Below are 16,542 nucleotides of genomic sequence, written 5' to 3'. Positions count from 1 at the left end.
GATTTAGATTCACAATCTACATCTTTAAAAAAGTTCCCTTTTAAAAAGAGTTAAATCATTACGCTTACCACGAGTTACTTCTCTAAACTTCAAACTTAGTTTGAAGCGCTAGTTATAAAATGCCTTGCATTATTATAAAAAATCGGAACGGGTTACGGGTATAAATCTTAAAAACTTAAACTTTAGTAAACAGCTTAAGTCTCAGTTTCGATTTACGTCGAATACTGAGACTATCACTGAAAATTATTTTTATTCTTCCAAACGAAGATCTAAACCTAGACCTTTCAATTCGTGCATTAATACATTGAATGATTCTGGTAAACCTGGTTCTGGCATAGTTTCACCCTTAACGATAGCTTCGTAAGTTTTAGCTCTACCAATAACGTCATCAGACTTAACAGTTAAGATTTCACGTAAAGTACTAGAAGCTCCATAAGCCTCAAGCGCCCAAACCTCCATCTCTCCAAAACGCTGACCTCCAAATTGAGCTTTACCTCCAAGTGGCTGCTGCGTAATCAATGAGTATGGTCCGATAGAACGTGCGTGCATCTTATCATCAACCATGTGTCCTAATTTAAGCATGTAAATTACACCCACAGTTGCTTTTTGTGCAAAACGCTCTCCAGTTCCACCATCATAAAGGTATGTATGCCCAAAACGTGGTACGTTAGCCTCATCAGTCAAAGCATTGATTTCGTCAAGAGAAGCACCGTCAAAAATTGGAGTAGCAAATTTTCTACCCAAGTTCATACCAGCCCATCCAAGAACAGTCTCATAAATCTGACCAATGTTCATACGTGAAGGTACCCCAAGTGGATTCAATACGATATCTACCGGTGTTCCATCTTCTAAGAAAGGCATATCTTCATGACGAACGATTCTTGCAACAATACCTTTGTTACCGTGACGTCCTGCCATTTTATCCCCTACTTTCAACTTACGCTTTTTAGCGATATAAATTTTCGCCAATTTCAAGATTCCAGATGGTAATTCATCTCCAACTGTAATAGTGAATTTTTCTCTTCTTAAAGATCCTTGTAAGTCGTTCAGCTTAATTTTATAGTTATGAATTAAATCATTAACCATTTTATTTGTAGCGTCATCAGCAACCCATTGACCTTTGCTTAAGTGAGCAAAATCTTCTACTGCGTAAAGCATTTTTTGAGTATATTTTTTACCTTTTGGTAAAACTTCTTCACCCAAATCATTCATTACACCTTGAGATGTTTTTCCGTTAACGATCAAGAATAATTTTTCAACCAATCTGTCTTTTAATTCAACAAATTTAGTTTCGAATTCCATTTCTAAAGCGCCTAAAGCATCTTTATCTTGAGTACGTTTACGTTTATCTTTTACGGCTCTTGCAAATAATTTTTTGTCAAGAACTACACCATGTAAAGATGGAGAAGCTTTTAATGAAGCATCTTTTACATCACCTGCTTTATCCCCGAAGATTGCACGAAGCAATTTCTCCTCTGGAGTAGGATCTGATTCTCCTTTTGGTGTAATTTTTCCGATTAGAATGTCGCCAGGTTTAACCTCTGCTCCAATTCTAATCATACCGTTTTCATCTAAATCTTTAGTAGCTTCTTCAGAAACGTTAGGAATATCGTTTGTTAACTCTTCGTTTCCTAACTTAGTATCTCTAACCTCTAATGAATAATCATCAACGTGGATAGATGTAAAAATATCATCACGAACTACTTTTTCAGAAATTACAATCGCATCCTCGAAGTTGTACCCTTTCCATGGCATGAACGCAACTTTTAAGTTTCTACCTAAAGCTAATTCTCCATTTTGAGTAGCATAACCTTCTGATAATACTTGTCCAGGAATAACTCTGTCACCTTTTCTTACGATAGGTTTCAAGTTGATACTTGTACCTTGATTGGTTTTTCTAAATTTAATTAGGTTGTATGTTTTTTCATCAGCATCAAAACTAACCATTCTCTCGTCTTCTGTACGATCATATTTAATAGTAATGATATTAGCATCAACATATTCAACAGTTCCATGCCCTTCAGCATTGATTAATACTCTTGAATCTGAAGCTACCTGACGCTCTAAACCTGTACCTACAATTGGTGCTTCAGGACGGATCAAAGGAACTGCCTGACGCATCATGTTTGATCCCATCAACGCACGGTTCGCATCATCATGCTCCAAGAAAGGAATCAATGACGCAGAAATCGATGCAATCTGGTTAGGAGCAACGTCTGTATAATGAACTACAGATGGTTCAACAACCGGGAAGTCACCTTCCTCACGAGCAATAACATTGCTAGCTGTAATTTTACCAGTTTCATCCATTTCAATGTTTGCCTGAGCAATCATTTTACCTTCTTCTTCTTCAGCACTTAAGTAAATTGGAGTACTTTCTAAATCAACTACACCATTAGTTACTTTACGGTATGGAGTTTCGATGAATCCCATTCCGTTTACTTTTGCATAAACACCAAGAGATGAAATCAAACCAATGTTTGGTCCCTCAGGAGTTTCAATCGGACATAAACGACCATAGTGTGTATAGTGAACGTCACGAACCTCGAAACCAGCTCTCTCTCTCGAAAGTCCACCTGGTCCTAGTGCAGAAAGTCTTCTTTTGTGCGTAATCTCAGCAAGTGGATTCGTTTGATCCATAAATTGAGATAACTGGTTAGTACCAAAGAAAGAGTTGATAACTGATGATAATGTTTTAGCATTAATCAAATCAATTGGTGTAAACACCTCGTTATCTCTAACGTTCATACGCTCTCTAATAGTTCTAGCCATACGTGCTAAACCTACACCGAATTGTTGAGACAATTGTTCACCAACTGTTCTAACACGACGGTTTGATAAGTGATCAATATCATCAATCTCTGCTTTAGAGTTGATCAATTCAATCAAATATTTTACAATGGTAATGATATCTTCTTTGGTAAGCACTTGCTTTTCCATTGGGATATCTAAACCAAGTTTTTTGTTCATTCTGTAACGACCAACTTCACCTAAGTTATAACGTTGATCAGAGAAGAACAATTTATCTATAATACCACGAGCAGTTTCCTCATCAGGCGGTTCAGCGTTACGCAGCTGACGGTAAATGTGCTCTACAGCTTCTTTTTCAGAGTTTGTTGGATCTTTTTGTAACGTGTTGTGGATAATAGCATAATCTGCTTGATTGTTATCCTCTTTGTGTAACAAAATAGATTTAACGTTAGAATCGATGATTTCTTCAACATTATCTTTGTCGATAATTGTATCACGATCAAGGATAATTTCGTTACGTTCGATAGAAACTACCTCACCAGTATCCTCGTCAACGAAATCCTCGTGCCATGTATTCAATACACGTGCAGCAAGTCTTCTTCCAATATATTTCTTAATACCAGTTTTAGAAACTTTAATTTCTTCTGCTAAGTCGAAAATTTCAAGGATATCCTTATCTCTTTCGAAACCGATAGCACGGAATAAAGTTGTTACAGGTAATTTTTTCTTTCTATCGATATAAGCGTACATTACGCTGTTAATATCTGTAGAGAATTCTATCCAAGATCCTTTAAAAGGAATTACTCTTGCAGAATAAAGTTTAGTTCCATTTGCGTGGAATGACTGTCCAAAGAAAACCCCAGGAGAACGGTGTAATTGTGATACTACTACACGCTCAGCACCATTGATTACAAAAGTACCGCTAGGAGTCATATAAGGTATTGTTCCAAGATATACATCTTGCACAATTGTTTCAAAATCTTCGTGTTCTGGATCTGTACAGTATAGTTTTAACCTGGCTTTTAAAGGCACACTATAAGTAAGACCTCTCTCTATACATTCTTGAATTGTATAACGTGGCGGATCAACAAAATAATCTAGGAATTCCAATACAAAGTTGTTTCTTGTATCTGTAATTGGGAAGTTTTCCATGAAGGTATTGTATAACCCTTCGTTGCCTCTTTCGTCAGATTTCGTTTCTAATTGGAAGAAATCTTTAAAAGATTTAACCTGAACATCTAGGAAATCCGGATAGTCAGGGATATTTTTTGTAGAGGCAAAATTCAATCTTTCAGTCTGATTTGTTATCATCAATGGACAAAATTTTGATTAAAAAAAAGTAATTTTTTTGTGTAAAAACACAGTGCTTAGTTTATACTTTCTTTTTAAAATCAATACATCTTTAAAAATAAACAGATAAAATCAGTTTCATTTTTTTTCTTCGTATTGATCAAAAACTTTTTCGTATTTTAAACTATTTGATAATAAAATTTAATGTATTTTATTATACGAAAAATGGTTTAGGCCTTTGAGTGTTAACTCAGGACCTAAACCTAGTTCTTAAAACTGAGTTGAATTATTTAAGCTCAACTACAGCTCCAGCTTCTTCTAATGATTTTTTAAGACCTTCAGCCTCTTCTTTAGAAACACCTTCTTTAACGTTACTTGGAGCTCCGTCAACTACATCTTTAGCTTCTTTCAAACCTAAACCTGTAAGTTCTTTAACTAATTTTACAACTGCTAATTTAGAAGCACCAGCTTCTTTTAATACAACTGTAAATTCAGTTTGTGCTTCTTCAGCAGCACCTTCTCCACCACCAGCAGCAACTACTACAGCTGCAGCAGCAGGCTCGATACCATACTCGTCTTTTAATATTGTTGCTAATTCGTTAACTTCTTTAACTGTTAAGTTAACTAATTGTTCTGCGAATTGTTTCAAATCTGCCATTTTTCTATCGTTTAAAATGATTTGTAAAAATATAATTTATTTATTGTGCGCTAATTAAGCAACAAGGAAGCAAGCTTCCCTGCTTTGATTATTATGCTTCAACTTCTTCGCTTCCTGCGAATTTGTTTTGTAAAGCAGAAATAATTCTTTGAGCTGGAGATTGTAATAATCCAATGATTTCTCCAATTAACTCTTCTTTAGACTTGATAGTTGCTAGTGCATCTAATTGGTTATCACCAATATAAACTTCATTATTAATGAAAGCACCTTTTAAAACTGGTTTATCAGATTTCTTACGGAAATCTTTAATGATTTTTCCAGGAGCATTAGCTACATCAGAAATGAAAATAGCACTATTACCAGTCAAAACTGAAGGTAAGTCACCATAATCAGTAGAAGAAGCTTCCATTGCTTTTGCAAGCAAAGTGTTCTTTACAACTTCTAATTTGATACCTGCTTTAAAGCAAGCTCTACGTAAGCTTGAAGTTGTTTCTGCGTTTAAACCAGAAATATCAGATACATAAATGATATTTGTACCAGCTAACTGCGCAGTTAAATTTTCAATCGCGATTGATTTTTCTTCTCTAGTCATACTAAAAATTTTTAACTACCAATTATACTGCTTTTGGGTCTAATGCAATAGCAGGACTCATTGTGCTTGTAAGGTGAATACCTTTAATGTATGTACCTTTAGCAGCAGTTGGTTTAAGTTTTATTAATGTTTGAATAATTTCGTGTGCGTTGTCAACAATTTGCTCAGCTCCAAAAGAAACTTTACCAATTCCTGCGTGAACGATACCAGTTTTATCAACTTTAAAGTCAATTTTACCAGCTTTAACCTCTTGAACAGCTTTTGCAACATCCATAGTTACAGTACCTGTTTTAGGGTTTGGCATTAAACCTCTAGGTCCTAAAATACGACCTAATGGACCTAATTTACCCATAACAGCCGGCATAGTGATGATAACATCAACATCTGTCCAACCATCTTTAATTTTTTGTAAGTAATCATCAAGACCAACGTGATCTGCTCCAGCTTCTCTTGCTTCAGCCTCTTTATCTGGAGTAACCAATGCTAATACTTTAACATCCTTTCCTGTTCCGTGAGGTAAAGTTACCACACCTCTTACCATTTGATTCGCTTTTCTTGGATCAACACCCAAACGCACTGCGATATCAACAGACTCATCAAATTTTGCAGAAGCAACAACTTTCAATAATGCCGCAGCATCTTTTAGAGAGTATAATTTGTTCTTTTCAATTTTTGAAGCAGCCTCTTTTTGCTTTTTTGTTAATTTTGCCATGTCTTTTTCTTAATTAAAAAGGAGCATCTCCTGATACAGTTATACCCATAGATCTAGCTGTTCCAGCAACCATACTCATTGCTTTTTCTACTGTAAAAGCATTTAAGTCAGGCATTTTGTCTTCAGCAATAGCTCTAATTTGTTCCCAAGTAACACTAGCTACTTTTTTACGATTAGGCTCACCAGAACCAGATTTTAGCTTTGCAGCTTCCATTAACTGAACTGCTGCTGGAGGAGTCTTAACAACAAAATCGAATGATTTGTCTTTGTACACAGTGATTTGCACTGGACAAATTTTGCCAGGTTTATCCTGAGTTCTAGCATTAAATTGCTTACAGAACTCCATGATATTAACCCCAGCAGCTCCTAAAGCAGGTCCAACCGGTGGCGACGGGTTCGCAGCACCTCCCTTAACTTGTAGTTTAACTACCTTACTAATTTCTTTAGCCATTTTTAAAAAATTTAATATCACAATCAATTGGAAGCGATTGTGATAGATATTATATGTAACAAAAAATTATACTTTTTCAACTTGCATAAAGCTCAATTCTAATGGAGTTTTTCTTCCGAAAATCTTAACCATTACTTCAAGTTTACGCTTTTCTTCATTGATTTTTTCAACCGTACCATTGAAACCATTAAAAGGACCATCGATCACTTTTACTGTTTCACCTAAGCTGAAAGGAATAGCACGAGTATCTGTATTTACAGCTAACTCATCTACCTTACCTAACATACGATTTACCTCAGATAATCTCAAAGGAACAGGTTCTCCTCCTTTAATCTCACCTAAGAAACCAATTACACTTGTAATAGATTTAATAATATGAGGTATCTCACCAACTAAGTTAGCTTCAATCATAACGTATCCAGGAAAATATACTTTATCCTTAGACATCTTTTTTCCCTCTTTTACAGTAACTACTTTTTCAGTAGGCACTAAAACCTGGGAAACATAATCCTCCATCCCTAGTCTGGCAATCTCGGTTTCGATGTAAGCTTTTACCTTATTTTCCTGGCCGCTTACTGCTCTAACCACATACCATTTTTTCACATTATTATCTGCCATCACAAAAAAATTATCCTTTTAACCAGTTAAAAAATCCAGCCAAAGCTTTTGCAAAAAATTCGTCTACTCCCCAAGTTGCCAAAGCGAACAGAATCGAAAATACAGCCACAACAATTGTCAATTTTTGAACTTCAGCCCAAGCTGGCCAAGTAACATTTGACTTTAATTCTTCGAAAGCCTCTGATAAATAATTAGTAACTTTTGTCATTTGATATAATTTTTATTGCACGGGCGGAGGGATTCGAACCCCCATCAACGGTTTTGGAGACCGCTATTCTACCCTTGAACTACGCCCGTAATTAAAAGCCAGTGATTTCGTTAAAAAAATCAACTGGCTTTTTATAATTTGTTATAGGATTATCCTATGATTTCAGTCACCTGACCTGCACCTACAGTTCTACCACCTTCACGGATAGCAAAACGTAAACCTACGCTCATTGCGATTGGGCTTAATAAAGCAACATTGATAGTCAAGTTATCTCCTGGCATTACCATCTCTACTCCTTCTGGTAAAGTAATAACTCCTGTTACGTCAGTTGTACGTACGTAGAACTGTGGACGGTAGTTATTGTGGAATGGAGTATGACGTCCACCTTCTTCTTTTTTCAAGATATAAACCTCAGCTTTGAAAGTAGCGTGTGGTTTTACTGATCCTGGCTTAATGATAACCATTCCTCTTTTGATAGATTCTTTATCAATACCTCTTAACAATAAACCTACGTTATCTCCAGCTTCTCCTCTATCAAGGATTTTACGGAACATCTCAACTCCTGTAATAGTAGAAGTTAATTTATCAGCTCCCATACCAATGATTTCAACAGCATCACCTGTATTAGCAATACCAGTTTCGATACGACCTGTAGCAACAGTTCCACGACCAGTAATTGTAAATACGTCCTCAACCGGCATCAAGAATGGTTTAGCAACGTCACGCACTGGCTCTTCGATCCAAGCATCAACAGCTTCCATTAATTCAATGATTTTTGGTACCCAAGCAGGATCATTATTCAATCCTCCTAAAGCAGAACCTTGAACAACAGGACCATTATCTCCATCATATTCGTAGAAAGATAATAAATCTCTAATTTCCATTTCAACAAGCTCTAACAACTCAGCATCATCAACCATATCCACTTTGTTCATGAAAACAACGATTCTTGGAATACCAACCTGACGTCCTAAAAGGATGTGCTCACGAGTTTGTGGCATTGGACCATCTGTAGCAGCAACTACTAAGATAGCTCCGTCCATTTGAGCTGCTCCAGTAACCATGTTCTTTACGTAATCCGCGTGACCTGGACAGTCAACGTGAGCGTAGTGACGGTTAGCTGTTTCATACTCTACGTGAGATGTATTAATAGTAATACCTCTTTCTTTCTCCTCTGGAGCGTTATCGATTTGATCAAACGATTTTGCTTGACAGTAACCAGCATCTGACAATACTTTTGTAATTGCAGCAGTTAATGTAGTTTTTCCGTGATCCACGTGTCCAATTGTACCTATGTTTAAGTGCGGTTTGGAACGATTAAAATTCTCCTTTGCCATTTTACTTAATTTTTAATCTTAGTTATATATTAATTTTCAATTTCCTACTTACTTGAGCCAATGTCGGGATTTGAACCCGAGACCTCTTCCTTACCAAGGAAGCACTCTACCCCTGAGCTACACCGGCAGAGAGTTCTGATTTTAGATCTTTGAATTCAGATTTTAGATTTTGAAAATCTAAAATCTAAAATCCGAAATCTTAACTTCTTTTTTTGTGGGGAGAGCAGGATTCGAACCTGCGAAGTTCACACAGCAGATTTACAGTCTGCCCTCGTTGGCCGCTTGAGTATCTCCCCGAATAATTCATGGTTTTAATTTGCAGATTTCAGATTGCTCTAAACCGAAATTTATACCGTAAATTCTTGTTTTCCAATATTTTAAAAGAACCTATTTCAAATCGCATTTGAAATATTTTTGAGCCGATAGAGGGACTCGAACCCACGACCTGCTGATTACAAATCAGCTGCTCTAGCCAGCTGAGCTACATCGGCGAATACATTAAAAAAGTCCGCTATTTCTAACGGACTGCAAATGTAGCTATTTTATCTTTGAATCAAAACATTTTTTAAAAAAAATTTCAATTAAATATGTGCTCTTATTTTTTCTTTCCTTTTTACCAGTAAACGTTCTAAAGATTCTGCCGAAAGCTCAACTGCCTCTTCAAACGATTTACATTGCTTTTTAACCAAAAATTCATCTCCCGGAACATTAATCTTAATCTCTACCGCCTTATTCTCCTTATCACTTGTTCTTTCAACTTTTAAAAAAACATCAGCCGAAACAACTCGGTCGTAATACTTTTCCAGCTTATCCATTCTTTCTTGAATAAAATCCACCAATTTTCTGTCGACAGTAAAGTTAACTGCATGAACATCTACCTTCATAATAATTATTTTAGGGTTAAACATTTCAGAGTTATTACTTATTTCTTGGATGAGCATCTGAATAAACTTTTTTAAGTTCTGCTAAACTATTATGAGTATAAACTTGCGTAGATGCCAAACTCGAATGCCCTAATAACTCCTTAACTGAATTTAAATCTGCTCCGTTATTTAATAAGTGAGTCGCAAAAGTATGCCGAAGCACGTGAGGACTTTTTTTTACCTTTTCAGAGACCCTACTAAAGTAACAATTTATTAATCGATACACAAACGATTCACTCAATTTTAACCCTTTTTTCGAAATAAAAAAATAATCAGAATCTACGATTTCTTCAACCCCCGATCTTTCTTTTAAATACAAATTAATCTGATCTGCAACAATGGGTAAAAGCGGAATAATTCGCTCCTTATTTCTTTTTCCTAACACCTTAATAAGATTCGAAGACAAATCGACATTCTTTATCATTAAACCTATTAATTCTGCACGACGCATTCCCGTCGTATAAAAAAGATCAACAATAAGCTTATCTCTTATTTCTTCAAATCCGGACGGAGAATCTACCCCAAGCATTAAATCACTTACTTCTTTTTCTGAAAATGGAATCTGAACAATTTTAGGAGTTTTAAGCGCTTTATGTTTAAGCATTGGATTTACCTCTATTTGCTTAATCTTTAAAAGAAATTTATAAAAGGCTTTTAAGGAAGCCATTTTTCGATTTACAGAAACATTAGAAATTTCCTGATCAACTAAAGAAACAATCCAGCTTCTTATTTGACTATAATTAACTTTCTCAACGTTTTCCTGCTCAAAACGAGATTTATTAAATTCTTCAAAAAAACCAATATCATTCAAATAAGCATTAACCGTATGTGGAGAATATTTTTTTTCCAGCTGCAAATAATCACGAAAAGCTTCTTTGTTTGATTTCATAAGAAAGATTTTTTTCGATTTATACCTATTATATATAAATCATCAGAAGATTTTTAAAATAAAAAAAAACCGTTAGCATCAAAGTTAAAACTTTTTGATGACTAACGGTAATTATTTTTGAAAAGCGAAATACTAACTTTCTAAACTATCTTTCAAAGTTTGAATGTAAGCAGCTTTTTGAATTTGAGCTCTTTTTACAACAGAAGGCTTAATAAAAGCAGTACGTGCTCTTAATTGACGAACAGTTCCTGTTTTATCAAATTTTCTTTTATAGCGCTTTAATGCTCTATCGATATTTTCTCCGTCTTTAATTGGTATAATTAACATAATATAGACACCTCCTCTCGTTAAGGCTGCAAATGTAAAAATTAATTATTAATTATGAGTTATAAATTGTGAATTATTTTTTTGAAAGAGAATAGAGTATAAAAAATAGAGAAAAAACAGAGCTTCTTTACTCTTTACTCTTTACTCTTTACTCTTTACTCTTTACTCTTTACTCTTTACTCTTTACTCTTTACTCTTTACTCTTTACTCTTTACTCTTTACTCTTTACTCTTTACTCTTTACTCTTTACCCTTTACTCTTTCAATAAGTTTCTAGAGATAACTAATTTTTGAATTTCAGTTGTTCCTTCTCCAATCGTACACAACTTAGAATCTCTGTAGAATTTCTCTACCGGAAAATCTTTTGTATAGCCATAACCTCCGTGAATCTGCACTGCTTCGTTTGCAATTTTAACGCAGGCTTCTGAAGCATACATTTTCGCCATTGCTCCAGATGTTGTTACCGGTTTATGCTGTTGTTTTAAGTATGCTGCTTTATGCAATAATAATTCTGAGGCTTCAATTTCTGTTGCCATATCGGCTAGTTTAAATGAAATTCCCTGAAAACTGCTTATTGGCTGACCAAACTGATATCTTTCTTTTGAATATTTTAATGCTGCTTCATAAGCTCCTTTTGCAATTCCTAATGATAAAGCTCCAATTGAAATTCGGCCTCCATCTAAAATTTTCATTGCCTGAACAAATCCTTGTCCAACTTCACCTAATCTGTTTGCATCTGGAACCCGGCAGCTGTCAAAAACTAACTCGGCAGTTTCGCTGGCACGCATTCCTAATTTATTCTCTTTTTTACCAGAAGAAAATCCAACCATTCCTTTTTCTAAAACAAAAGCAGTCATCCCTTTAGAATCACCTTTTTCTCCTGTTCTAACAATTACAACCGCTACATCTCCAGAAATAGCATGTGTAATAAAGTTTTTAGCACCATTAATAATCCAAAAATCTCCGTCTTTAACAGCCGTTGTATTCATTCCTCCGGCATCAGATCCTGTATTATGTTCTGTTAAACCCCAGGCTCCTATATATTCGGCCGTAGCTAATTTTGGTAAATACTTTTTCTTTTGCTCTTCGTTTCCAAAGGTCAAAATATGGTTGGTACAAAGCGAATTATGCGCTGCAACTGACAAACCAATTGAGGGATCTACTTTTGAAATCTCTTCAATAACCGTAATATATTCATGGTAACCTAATCCAGATCCACCATATTCTTCGGGTACTAAAACTCCCATAAACCCCATTTCACCGAGTTTTTTAAATAAATCAACCGGAAAAATCTGGGCTTCATCCCACTCCATTATAAAGGGCTTAATATTTTTTTCTGCAAAGTCTTTTATAGATTGAGCAATCATCGACTGCATTTCGTTATAATCAAAATTCATTATGTACTATTTTTTTAGAACTCCAAATATAAACTAATTATTTTTGCTTTTTCAACAGGAAAACCTTTAATTTTTGACAAATCCTCAATATTATTAAAATTTCCGTTCATACTTCTATAGGTGACTATTTGTTTTGCAAGTGTATATTTAAAGTATGGAAACTGTGATAATTCTTTTAATGTCGCGTCATTTATGGCAATCTTCTTAAAACCTGAAGGCATAATCACTTTAAAATGGCTGTTTAGCTGGGCTATCACTTCTGGCGAAAGTCCCCAAACTTCGTCAAGCTGTTCCATAGAAACAAAACCTCCTAAAATTTCTTTCTGTTTTAATATTCTTGCAGACAATGCTTCGCCAATACCATATATTGCAATTAAATCTTCCTGACTGGCTTGATTTATATCTTTAACTATTATACTTTCTTTTTTGAAAGATGTTTTTTGAACGTACTCTTTTTTCTCTGTTTTAAAATCGTTTTTCTTTTGTGTCCAATCCGGGAATTTAAACAAAGGAGACATTGCCTTTAATAATGAATCTGAAATTTGTGTTACTTTTTGAAACTCTTCGGCTGAGTTTACATATTTATCTTGTTTTCGGAAAGCTAACAAACGATCTATCTCTTCTACAGACATTCCAAGTTTGTATCCTTTATAATCAGAAATAAAATTTGGGTTGAAAGTATATACTTTTTGTTTGTTCTTATATTTTGTCACTTTTGCTGCATCTATTCCTTTTTGTAAGGAGAGCCATTTTTTCTCTTCAGGAAAAGTTTTTTCATACTGGTTAAAATCGGCAAAGAAATAAATTAACTGTAATGCGATGATAATTATAAAAAGTAAAAAGATACCAGTTCTTTGCTGGCTTGTAAATTTAAAATATTGACTGAACATCTTGAAAGTTGTGATTATTATAAATGTAATGTTATTATAAAAAGTATAAAATACGGGATAAAATTTATATTTATTAAGAAAAATACTAAAAATATTATTTCTAAATTTGGCACTTTCAAACTCAATCGATATAATAGAGATTAAAATAAACTCAGCTCTAACTGAACATTGCAAACCGAATAAATCAAAAATTTAAATATTTTATAACTTAAAATATGATTATTGTTTTTATTTTTTACAAAAAACGATACATTTGGAGCTTAATAACAATAAACCAATAAAATAGTATGTCAATTTGGAGAGTTAAACCAATATCAGCCTTTGAGGCCGATATGAAAAAAAGTGATTTAAAAAGAGTTCTTACAAGATGGGGTTTAACTTCATTAGGAATTGGGGCAATCATAGGTGGAGGAATTTTCACTTTAACAGGAATCGCAGCTCATGATTATGCGGGTCCAGCTCTGGCTCTATCCTTTGTTATTGCAGGTATAGGCTGTTTATTTGCTTCTCTTTGTTATGCTGAATTTGCTTCAGTATTACCGGTAGAAGGTTCTGCATATGCTTATGCATACGGAACAATCGGCGAAATTTTTGCCTGGTTCATTGGATGGAACTTAATTCTTGAGTACATGATGGGTGCCACCACCGTCGCCGTCGCCTGGAGCGGGTACTTTGTAAAACTTCTCCATTTATTTGGAATTAACATCCCAATCTGGCTCTGCAATGATTTTCATACTGCTACAGAAAAAATCATCGAACATAATAAAGAGTTTCCTCACGATTTAATCGATCTTCCAACATTTGCATTTAACTTACCTGCCTTTTTAATTACATGGGTTGTAACTGCAATTCTTGTAAAAGGAATTAAAGAGGCTGCAAGTACAAATAATATTATTGTAATTGTAAAAATTGCTGTAGTTCTTTTTGTAATTGTTTGCGGTGCTTTCTACATCAATACTGATAACTGGCATCCATTTATTCCTACTGAAGTTCCTGCTCTTGATGCGCTAGGAAATGCAACTGGAAAAATGAATTTCGGATTTGGAGGTGTATTAACGGCTGCAACAATTGTATTCTTTGCTTATATTGGATTTGACGCTGTTTCGACTCAGGCCGGAGAAGCAATTAATCCTAAAAAAGATGTACCATTTGCTATTATTGCTTCTTTAATTATTTGTACAATTCTATATATTCTGGTTTCATTAGTATTAACCGGAATGGTTCATTACGATCAATTAGACAAAGCTGCTCCGGTTGCTTCTGCTTTTAGTGAAAACGGATTAACATGGGCTGTATTTATTATCACAATTGCTGCAACTGCAGGTTTAACATCTGTAATGCTTGTAATGATGCTTGGACAAACTCGTATTTTCTTAGGAATGTCCAGAGATGGTTTATTACCTCCATTTTTCAGCAAACTGCACACAACTTTCAAAACACCTTATAAGAGTACCTATTTAGTTGGAACAATTATTTCGATTGTTGCTGCGCTTACCCCAATTGAAAAAGTAAGTGAAATGTGTAGTATGGGAACATTATTAGCATTTGGAATGGTATGTGTTGCCGTTATGATCTTAAGATATAAAAAACCAGAATTAGAAAGACATTACAAAACTCCGGCAGTTTACTTAGTTGGAACTTTAGGTGTATCTTTCAATTTATTCTTAATGACTCAGGTAAGACATGATACCTGGATCGCTTTTATATGCTGGGGAACTTTAGGTATCATTGTTTATTTTGCTTACAGTAAAAAACGAGCGAAACTTAACAATCCTCAAAACGAAATCGAAGAAATTCAATAATGATTATCATAAAAAAACCTGTTCAATTGAACAGGTTTTTTTATATAGAGATATGCTTTAAAACTTTTGAATTATAAATCAAAAACAGAAGTCCTTTTTGCACGGATTAAATCTTTTAGACGAATCCAAAAAGCCAATGTAAGGTAAACTCCAAAACCTAAACCAGCCGTTACAAACGAAATGTAAATAAAAAACAACCTTACGCTTGTTACGCGCATTCCCAGTTTATCAGCCAGTCTGGATGATACATGAAAACCGTATTTTTCAAAAAAGAATTTAAGTTTTAATATTGCTGACATTACTTGATTTTAGATTTTAGACCTAAGATTTTAGATTTCTTTGACTTCGATTAGGCAAAAGTACAAATTATCTCATTAGCACATTTTCTAATTACCTAATTATTTTTGAGCAGCTCCATTCCTAATGCACATTTTAAACACGCTTTATTATTGCAGTATTCGTTTTTAAGTTCCAATAATGTTTGGGTCTCAAATGCATTTTTAGATTTTATTCCGAAGGAAGAAAACTTGTCGATAATGGCGTTTTTTTCTGGGGCGACTTCATTCATGAAATCAATTAAATCTTCTGAAACTGAATCTCCCATTATGTTAGAATACGCAAACTGAATTGGAATTATGGTATTTATGATTACTAAATCAACAAATGATTTGGATAATGTTTTCGTTTTCTTCGGGCTTTCTTTATCGAATTGATAATGATTCTGCCAATAGGAACTTACGGAAACATTAAGTAATTCATACACACTTTTAGCTGATTTTAACGCAATTATTTTCGAAAACAAGTTTTGATGTTTGTGATACAAATTAGCGAGCTGAGAAAGCCGAATTGTTGGAAAATTATCTGGTCGATGTTTAAAAAACTGAACAGGATCGATAAATGATTTTTCTAACTGATATTTATGCAGCAGATAAAAATACCTAAACTTCAAATCTTTAAAATAAACATCTTCCTTTTCTCCATCTAATAAATTTAAAGTTCCTAAAAGCAATGACTCCAGGTTTTCTACTTCAAAACTTTCTTTTCTGATGATTGAAAAAGGAATTGATTTTGACATTTGAAGAAAGGCCAATCCGTTTGTATTTAATCCGAAGTTCTTAGCCAAAAGACAAAACAAAACCGCTTCCCAATCCTGATTGGTTTCTTCCAGTAATTCGTAAACAAATTTAGATTTACGTTCTAATCGCTCAAAAAACAATCTTTCCTGCCAGTTTTTAAAAACAAAAGCATCGATTTCATGTATTTGTTTTTCGCACGAAATCCAGCTTTTAGGAGAAACAAGTGCATTGTAATTATCCAAAACTTCCTTTTCTACATAATCTTTGAGAACCAAAACCGGAATTTCGGTATTATCTTCTCTAAAAATTGTGGTGTCGTTTTCCCAAACTACATGAAGGATTACATTTTCGTAGGCAGCATCTTTTTCATGATTATGCAAGTACCAATCTGATGATTTTACGTGAATCTCTACATTTCCAGCCCATTTTTGATCGCCAATTTTAATATGTGCATTAAAAAAATCAGGTCCGGAAAGTTCTAAATAATCTCCTGTTTTAATTATGGTAATCGATTCATTTTGAGCAGTTACAAGATTCAACGTATCAAACTTTTTGAATCTCCATAAGTAATGAAGAAAGTCTTCTTTCATTTTTAGATTTTATAGTATTACAAAAATCTAAA

The 16,542-nt window shown here is 34.3% G+C and carries 16 protein-coding genes and 4 tRNA genes; 1 reads left to right on the top strand and 19 read right to left on the bottom strand.

Annotated elements, in window-relative coordinates; all coding sequences use genetic code 11:
- Nucleotides 1–249: 249 nt before the first annotated feature.
- The 17 genes from rpoB to BUE10_RS23130 form a co-directional block, all read right to left on the bottom strand.
- Nucleotides 250–4,062 carry a DNA-directed RNA polymerase subunit beta gene (rpoB, locus tag BUE10_RS23215; protein ID WP_073489455.1) on the bottom strand — a complete coding sequence of 1,271 codons (3,813 nt, stop codon included), beginning with the start codon at nt 4,060–4,062 and terminating at the stop codon, nt 250–252.
- Between the two features lie 265 nt (nt 4,063–4,327).
- Entirely contained in the window at nt 4,328–4,699 is a 372-nt protein-coding gene (gene rplL, locus BUE10_RS23210; protein ID WP_007807437.1) for a 50S ribosomal protein L7/L12, read from the bottom strand.
- A gap of 91 nt (nt 4,700–4,790) precedes the next feature.
- The gene (rplJ, locus tag BUE10_RS23205) at nt 4,791–5,291 is read right to left on the bottom strand and encodes a 50S ribosomal protein L10 (RefSeq protein WP_073489453.1); all 501 of its coding nucleotides are present in this window, start codon (nt 5,289–5,291) and stop codon (nt 4,791–4,793) included.
- Between the two features lie 22 nt (nt 5,292–5,313).
- Nucleotides 5,314–6,003 carry a 50S ribosomal protein L1 gene (rplA, locus tag BUE10_RS23200; protein WP_012024013.1) on the bottom strand — a complete coding sequence of 230 codons (690 nt, stop codon included), beginning with the start codon at nt 6,001–6,003 and terminating at the stop codon, nt 5,314–5,316.
- Nucleotides 6,004–6,016: 13 nt separating this feature from the next.
- On the bottom strand, nt 6,017–6,454 hold the full coding sequence (gene rplK / locus BUE10_RS23195; protein ID WP_026713295.1) for a 50S ribosomal protein L11: 438 nt from the start codon (nt 6,452–6,454) through the stop codon (nt 6,017–6,019).
- Between the two features lie 66 nt (nt 6,455–6,520).
- The gene (gene nusG, locus BUE10_RS23190) at nt 6,521–7,072 is read right to left on the bottom strand and encodes a transcription termination/antitermination protein NusG (RefSeq protein WP_031456759.1); all 552 of its coding nucleotides are present in this window, start codon (nt 7,070–7,072) and stop codon (nt 6,521–6,523) included.
- A gap of 10 nt (nt 7,073–7,082) precedes the next feature.
- Entirely contained in the window at nt 7,083–7,280 is a 198-nt protein-coding gene (gene secE, locus BUE10_RS23185; protein ID WP_008466927.1) for a preprotein translocase subunit SecE, read from the bottom strand.
- A gap of 18 nt (nt 7,281–7,298) precedes the next feature.
- A tRNA-Trp gene (locus tag BUE10_RS23180) sits at nt 7,299–7,369 on the bottom strand.
- Between the two features lie 60 nt (nt 7,370–7,429).
- A complete protein-coding gene (gene tuf, locus BUE10_RS23175; RefSeq protein WP_053472306.1) occupies nt 7,430–8,617 on the bottom strand; it encodes an elongation factor Tu in 1,188 nt (395 codons plus the stop codon).
- A gap of 55 nt (nt 8,618–8,672) precedes the next feature.
- Nucleotides 8,673–8,744, bottom strand: a tRNA-Thr gene (locus BUE10_RS23170).
- A gap of 88 nt (nt 8,745–8,832) precedes the next feature.
- A tRNA-Tyr gene (locus tag BUE10_RS23165) sits at nt 8,833–8,913 on the bottom strand.
- 121 nt (nt 8,914–9,034) lie between these two features.
- Nucleotides 9,035–9,108 (bottom strand) — tRNA-Thr (locus BUE10_RS23160).
- Between the two features lie 90 nt (nt 9,109–9,198).
- Nucleotides 9,199–9,501, bottom strand: coding sequence for a ribosome hibernation-promoting factor, HPF/YfiA family (gene hpf, locus BUE10_RS23155; protein WP_053472330.1), 303 nt, complete (start codon nt 9,499–9,501; stop codon nt 9,199–9,201).
- Nucleotides 9,502–9,535: 34 nt separating this feature from the next.
- Nucleotides 9,536–10,429, bottom strand: coding sequence for a tyrosine-type recombinase/integrase (locus BUE10_RS23150; protein WP_073489451.1), 894 nt, complete (start codon nt 10,427–10,429; stop codon nt 9,536–9,538).
- A gap of 132 nt (nt 10,430–10,561) precedes the next feature.
- Nucleotides 10,562–10,756, bottom strand: a complete 195-nt coding sequence (rpsU, locus tag BUE10_RS23145) for a 30S ribosomal protein S21 (RefSeq protein WP_012024008.1) — start codon at nt 10,754–10,756, stop codon at nt 10,562–10,564.
- 253 nt (nt 10,757–11,009) lie between these two features.
- A complete protein-coding gene (locus BUE10_RS23135; RefSeq protein WP_073489449.1) occupies nt 11,010–12,152 on the bottom strand; it encodes an acyl-CoA dehydrogenase family protein in 1,143 nt (380 codons plus the stop codon).
- Between the two features lie 14 nt (nt 12,153–12,166).
- Nucleotides 12,167–13,042 (bottom strand): ComEA family DNA-binding protein, encoded by an 876-nt coding sequence (locus BUE10_RS23130; protein ID WP_073489447.1) that lies wholly within the window; start codon nt 13,040–13,042, stop codon nt 12,167–12,169.
- 287 nt (nt 13,043–13,329) lie between these two features.
- Here BUE10_RS23130 and BUE10_RS23125 point away from each other — a divergent pair, with 287 nt between their 5' ends.
- Entirely contained in the window at nt 13,330–14,844 is a 1,515-nt protein-coding gene (locus BUE10_RS23125; RefSeq protein WP_073489445.1) for an amino acid permease, read from the top strand.
- 71 nt (nt 14,845–14,915) lie between these two features.
- Here the strand turns inward: BUE10_RS23125 and BUE10_RS23120 are convergent, their stop codons facing one another.
- Complete coding sequence (locus tag BUE10_RS23120; protein WP_007810860.1) at nt 14,916–15,143, bottom strand: PspC family transcriptional regulator; 228 nt, start codon at nt 15,141–15,143, stop codon at nt 14,916–14,918.
- Between the two features lie 95 nt (nt 15,144–15,238).
- The gene (locus BUE10_RS23115) at nt 15,239–16,510 is read right to left on the bottom strand and encodes a DUF2851 family protein (protein ID WP_073489444.1); all 1,272 of its coding nucleotides are present in this window, start codon (nt 16,508–16,510) and stop codon (nt 15,239–15,241) included.
- Between the last annotated feature and the right edge of the window lie 32 nt (nt 16,511–16,542).

Source organism: Flavobacterium sp. CF108, assembly GCF_900129795.1.
GTDB lineage: Bacteria > Bacteroidota > Bacteroidia > Flavobacteriales > Flavobacteriaceae > Flavobacterium.
The sequence above is the reverse complement of the archived record's forward strand: the minus strand, read 5'-3'. Positions and strand labels throughout refer to the sequence as shown.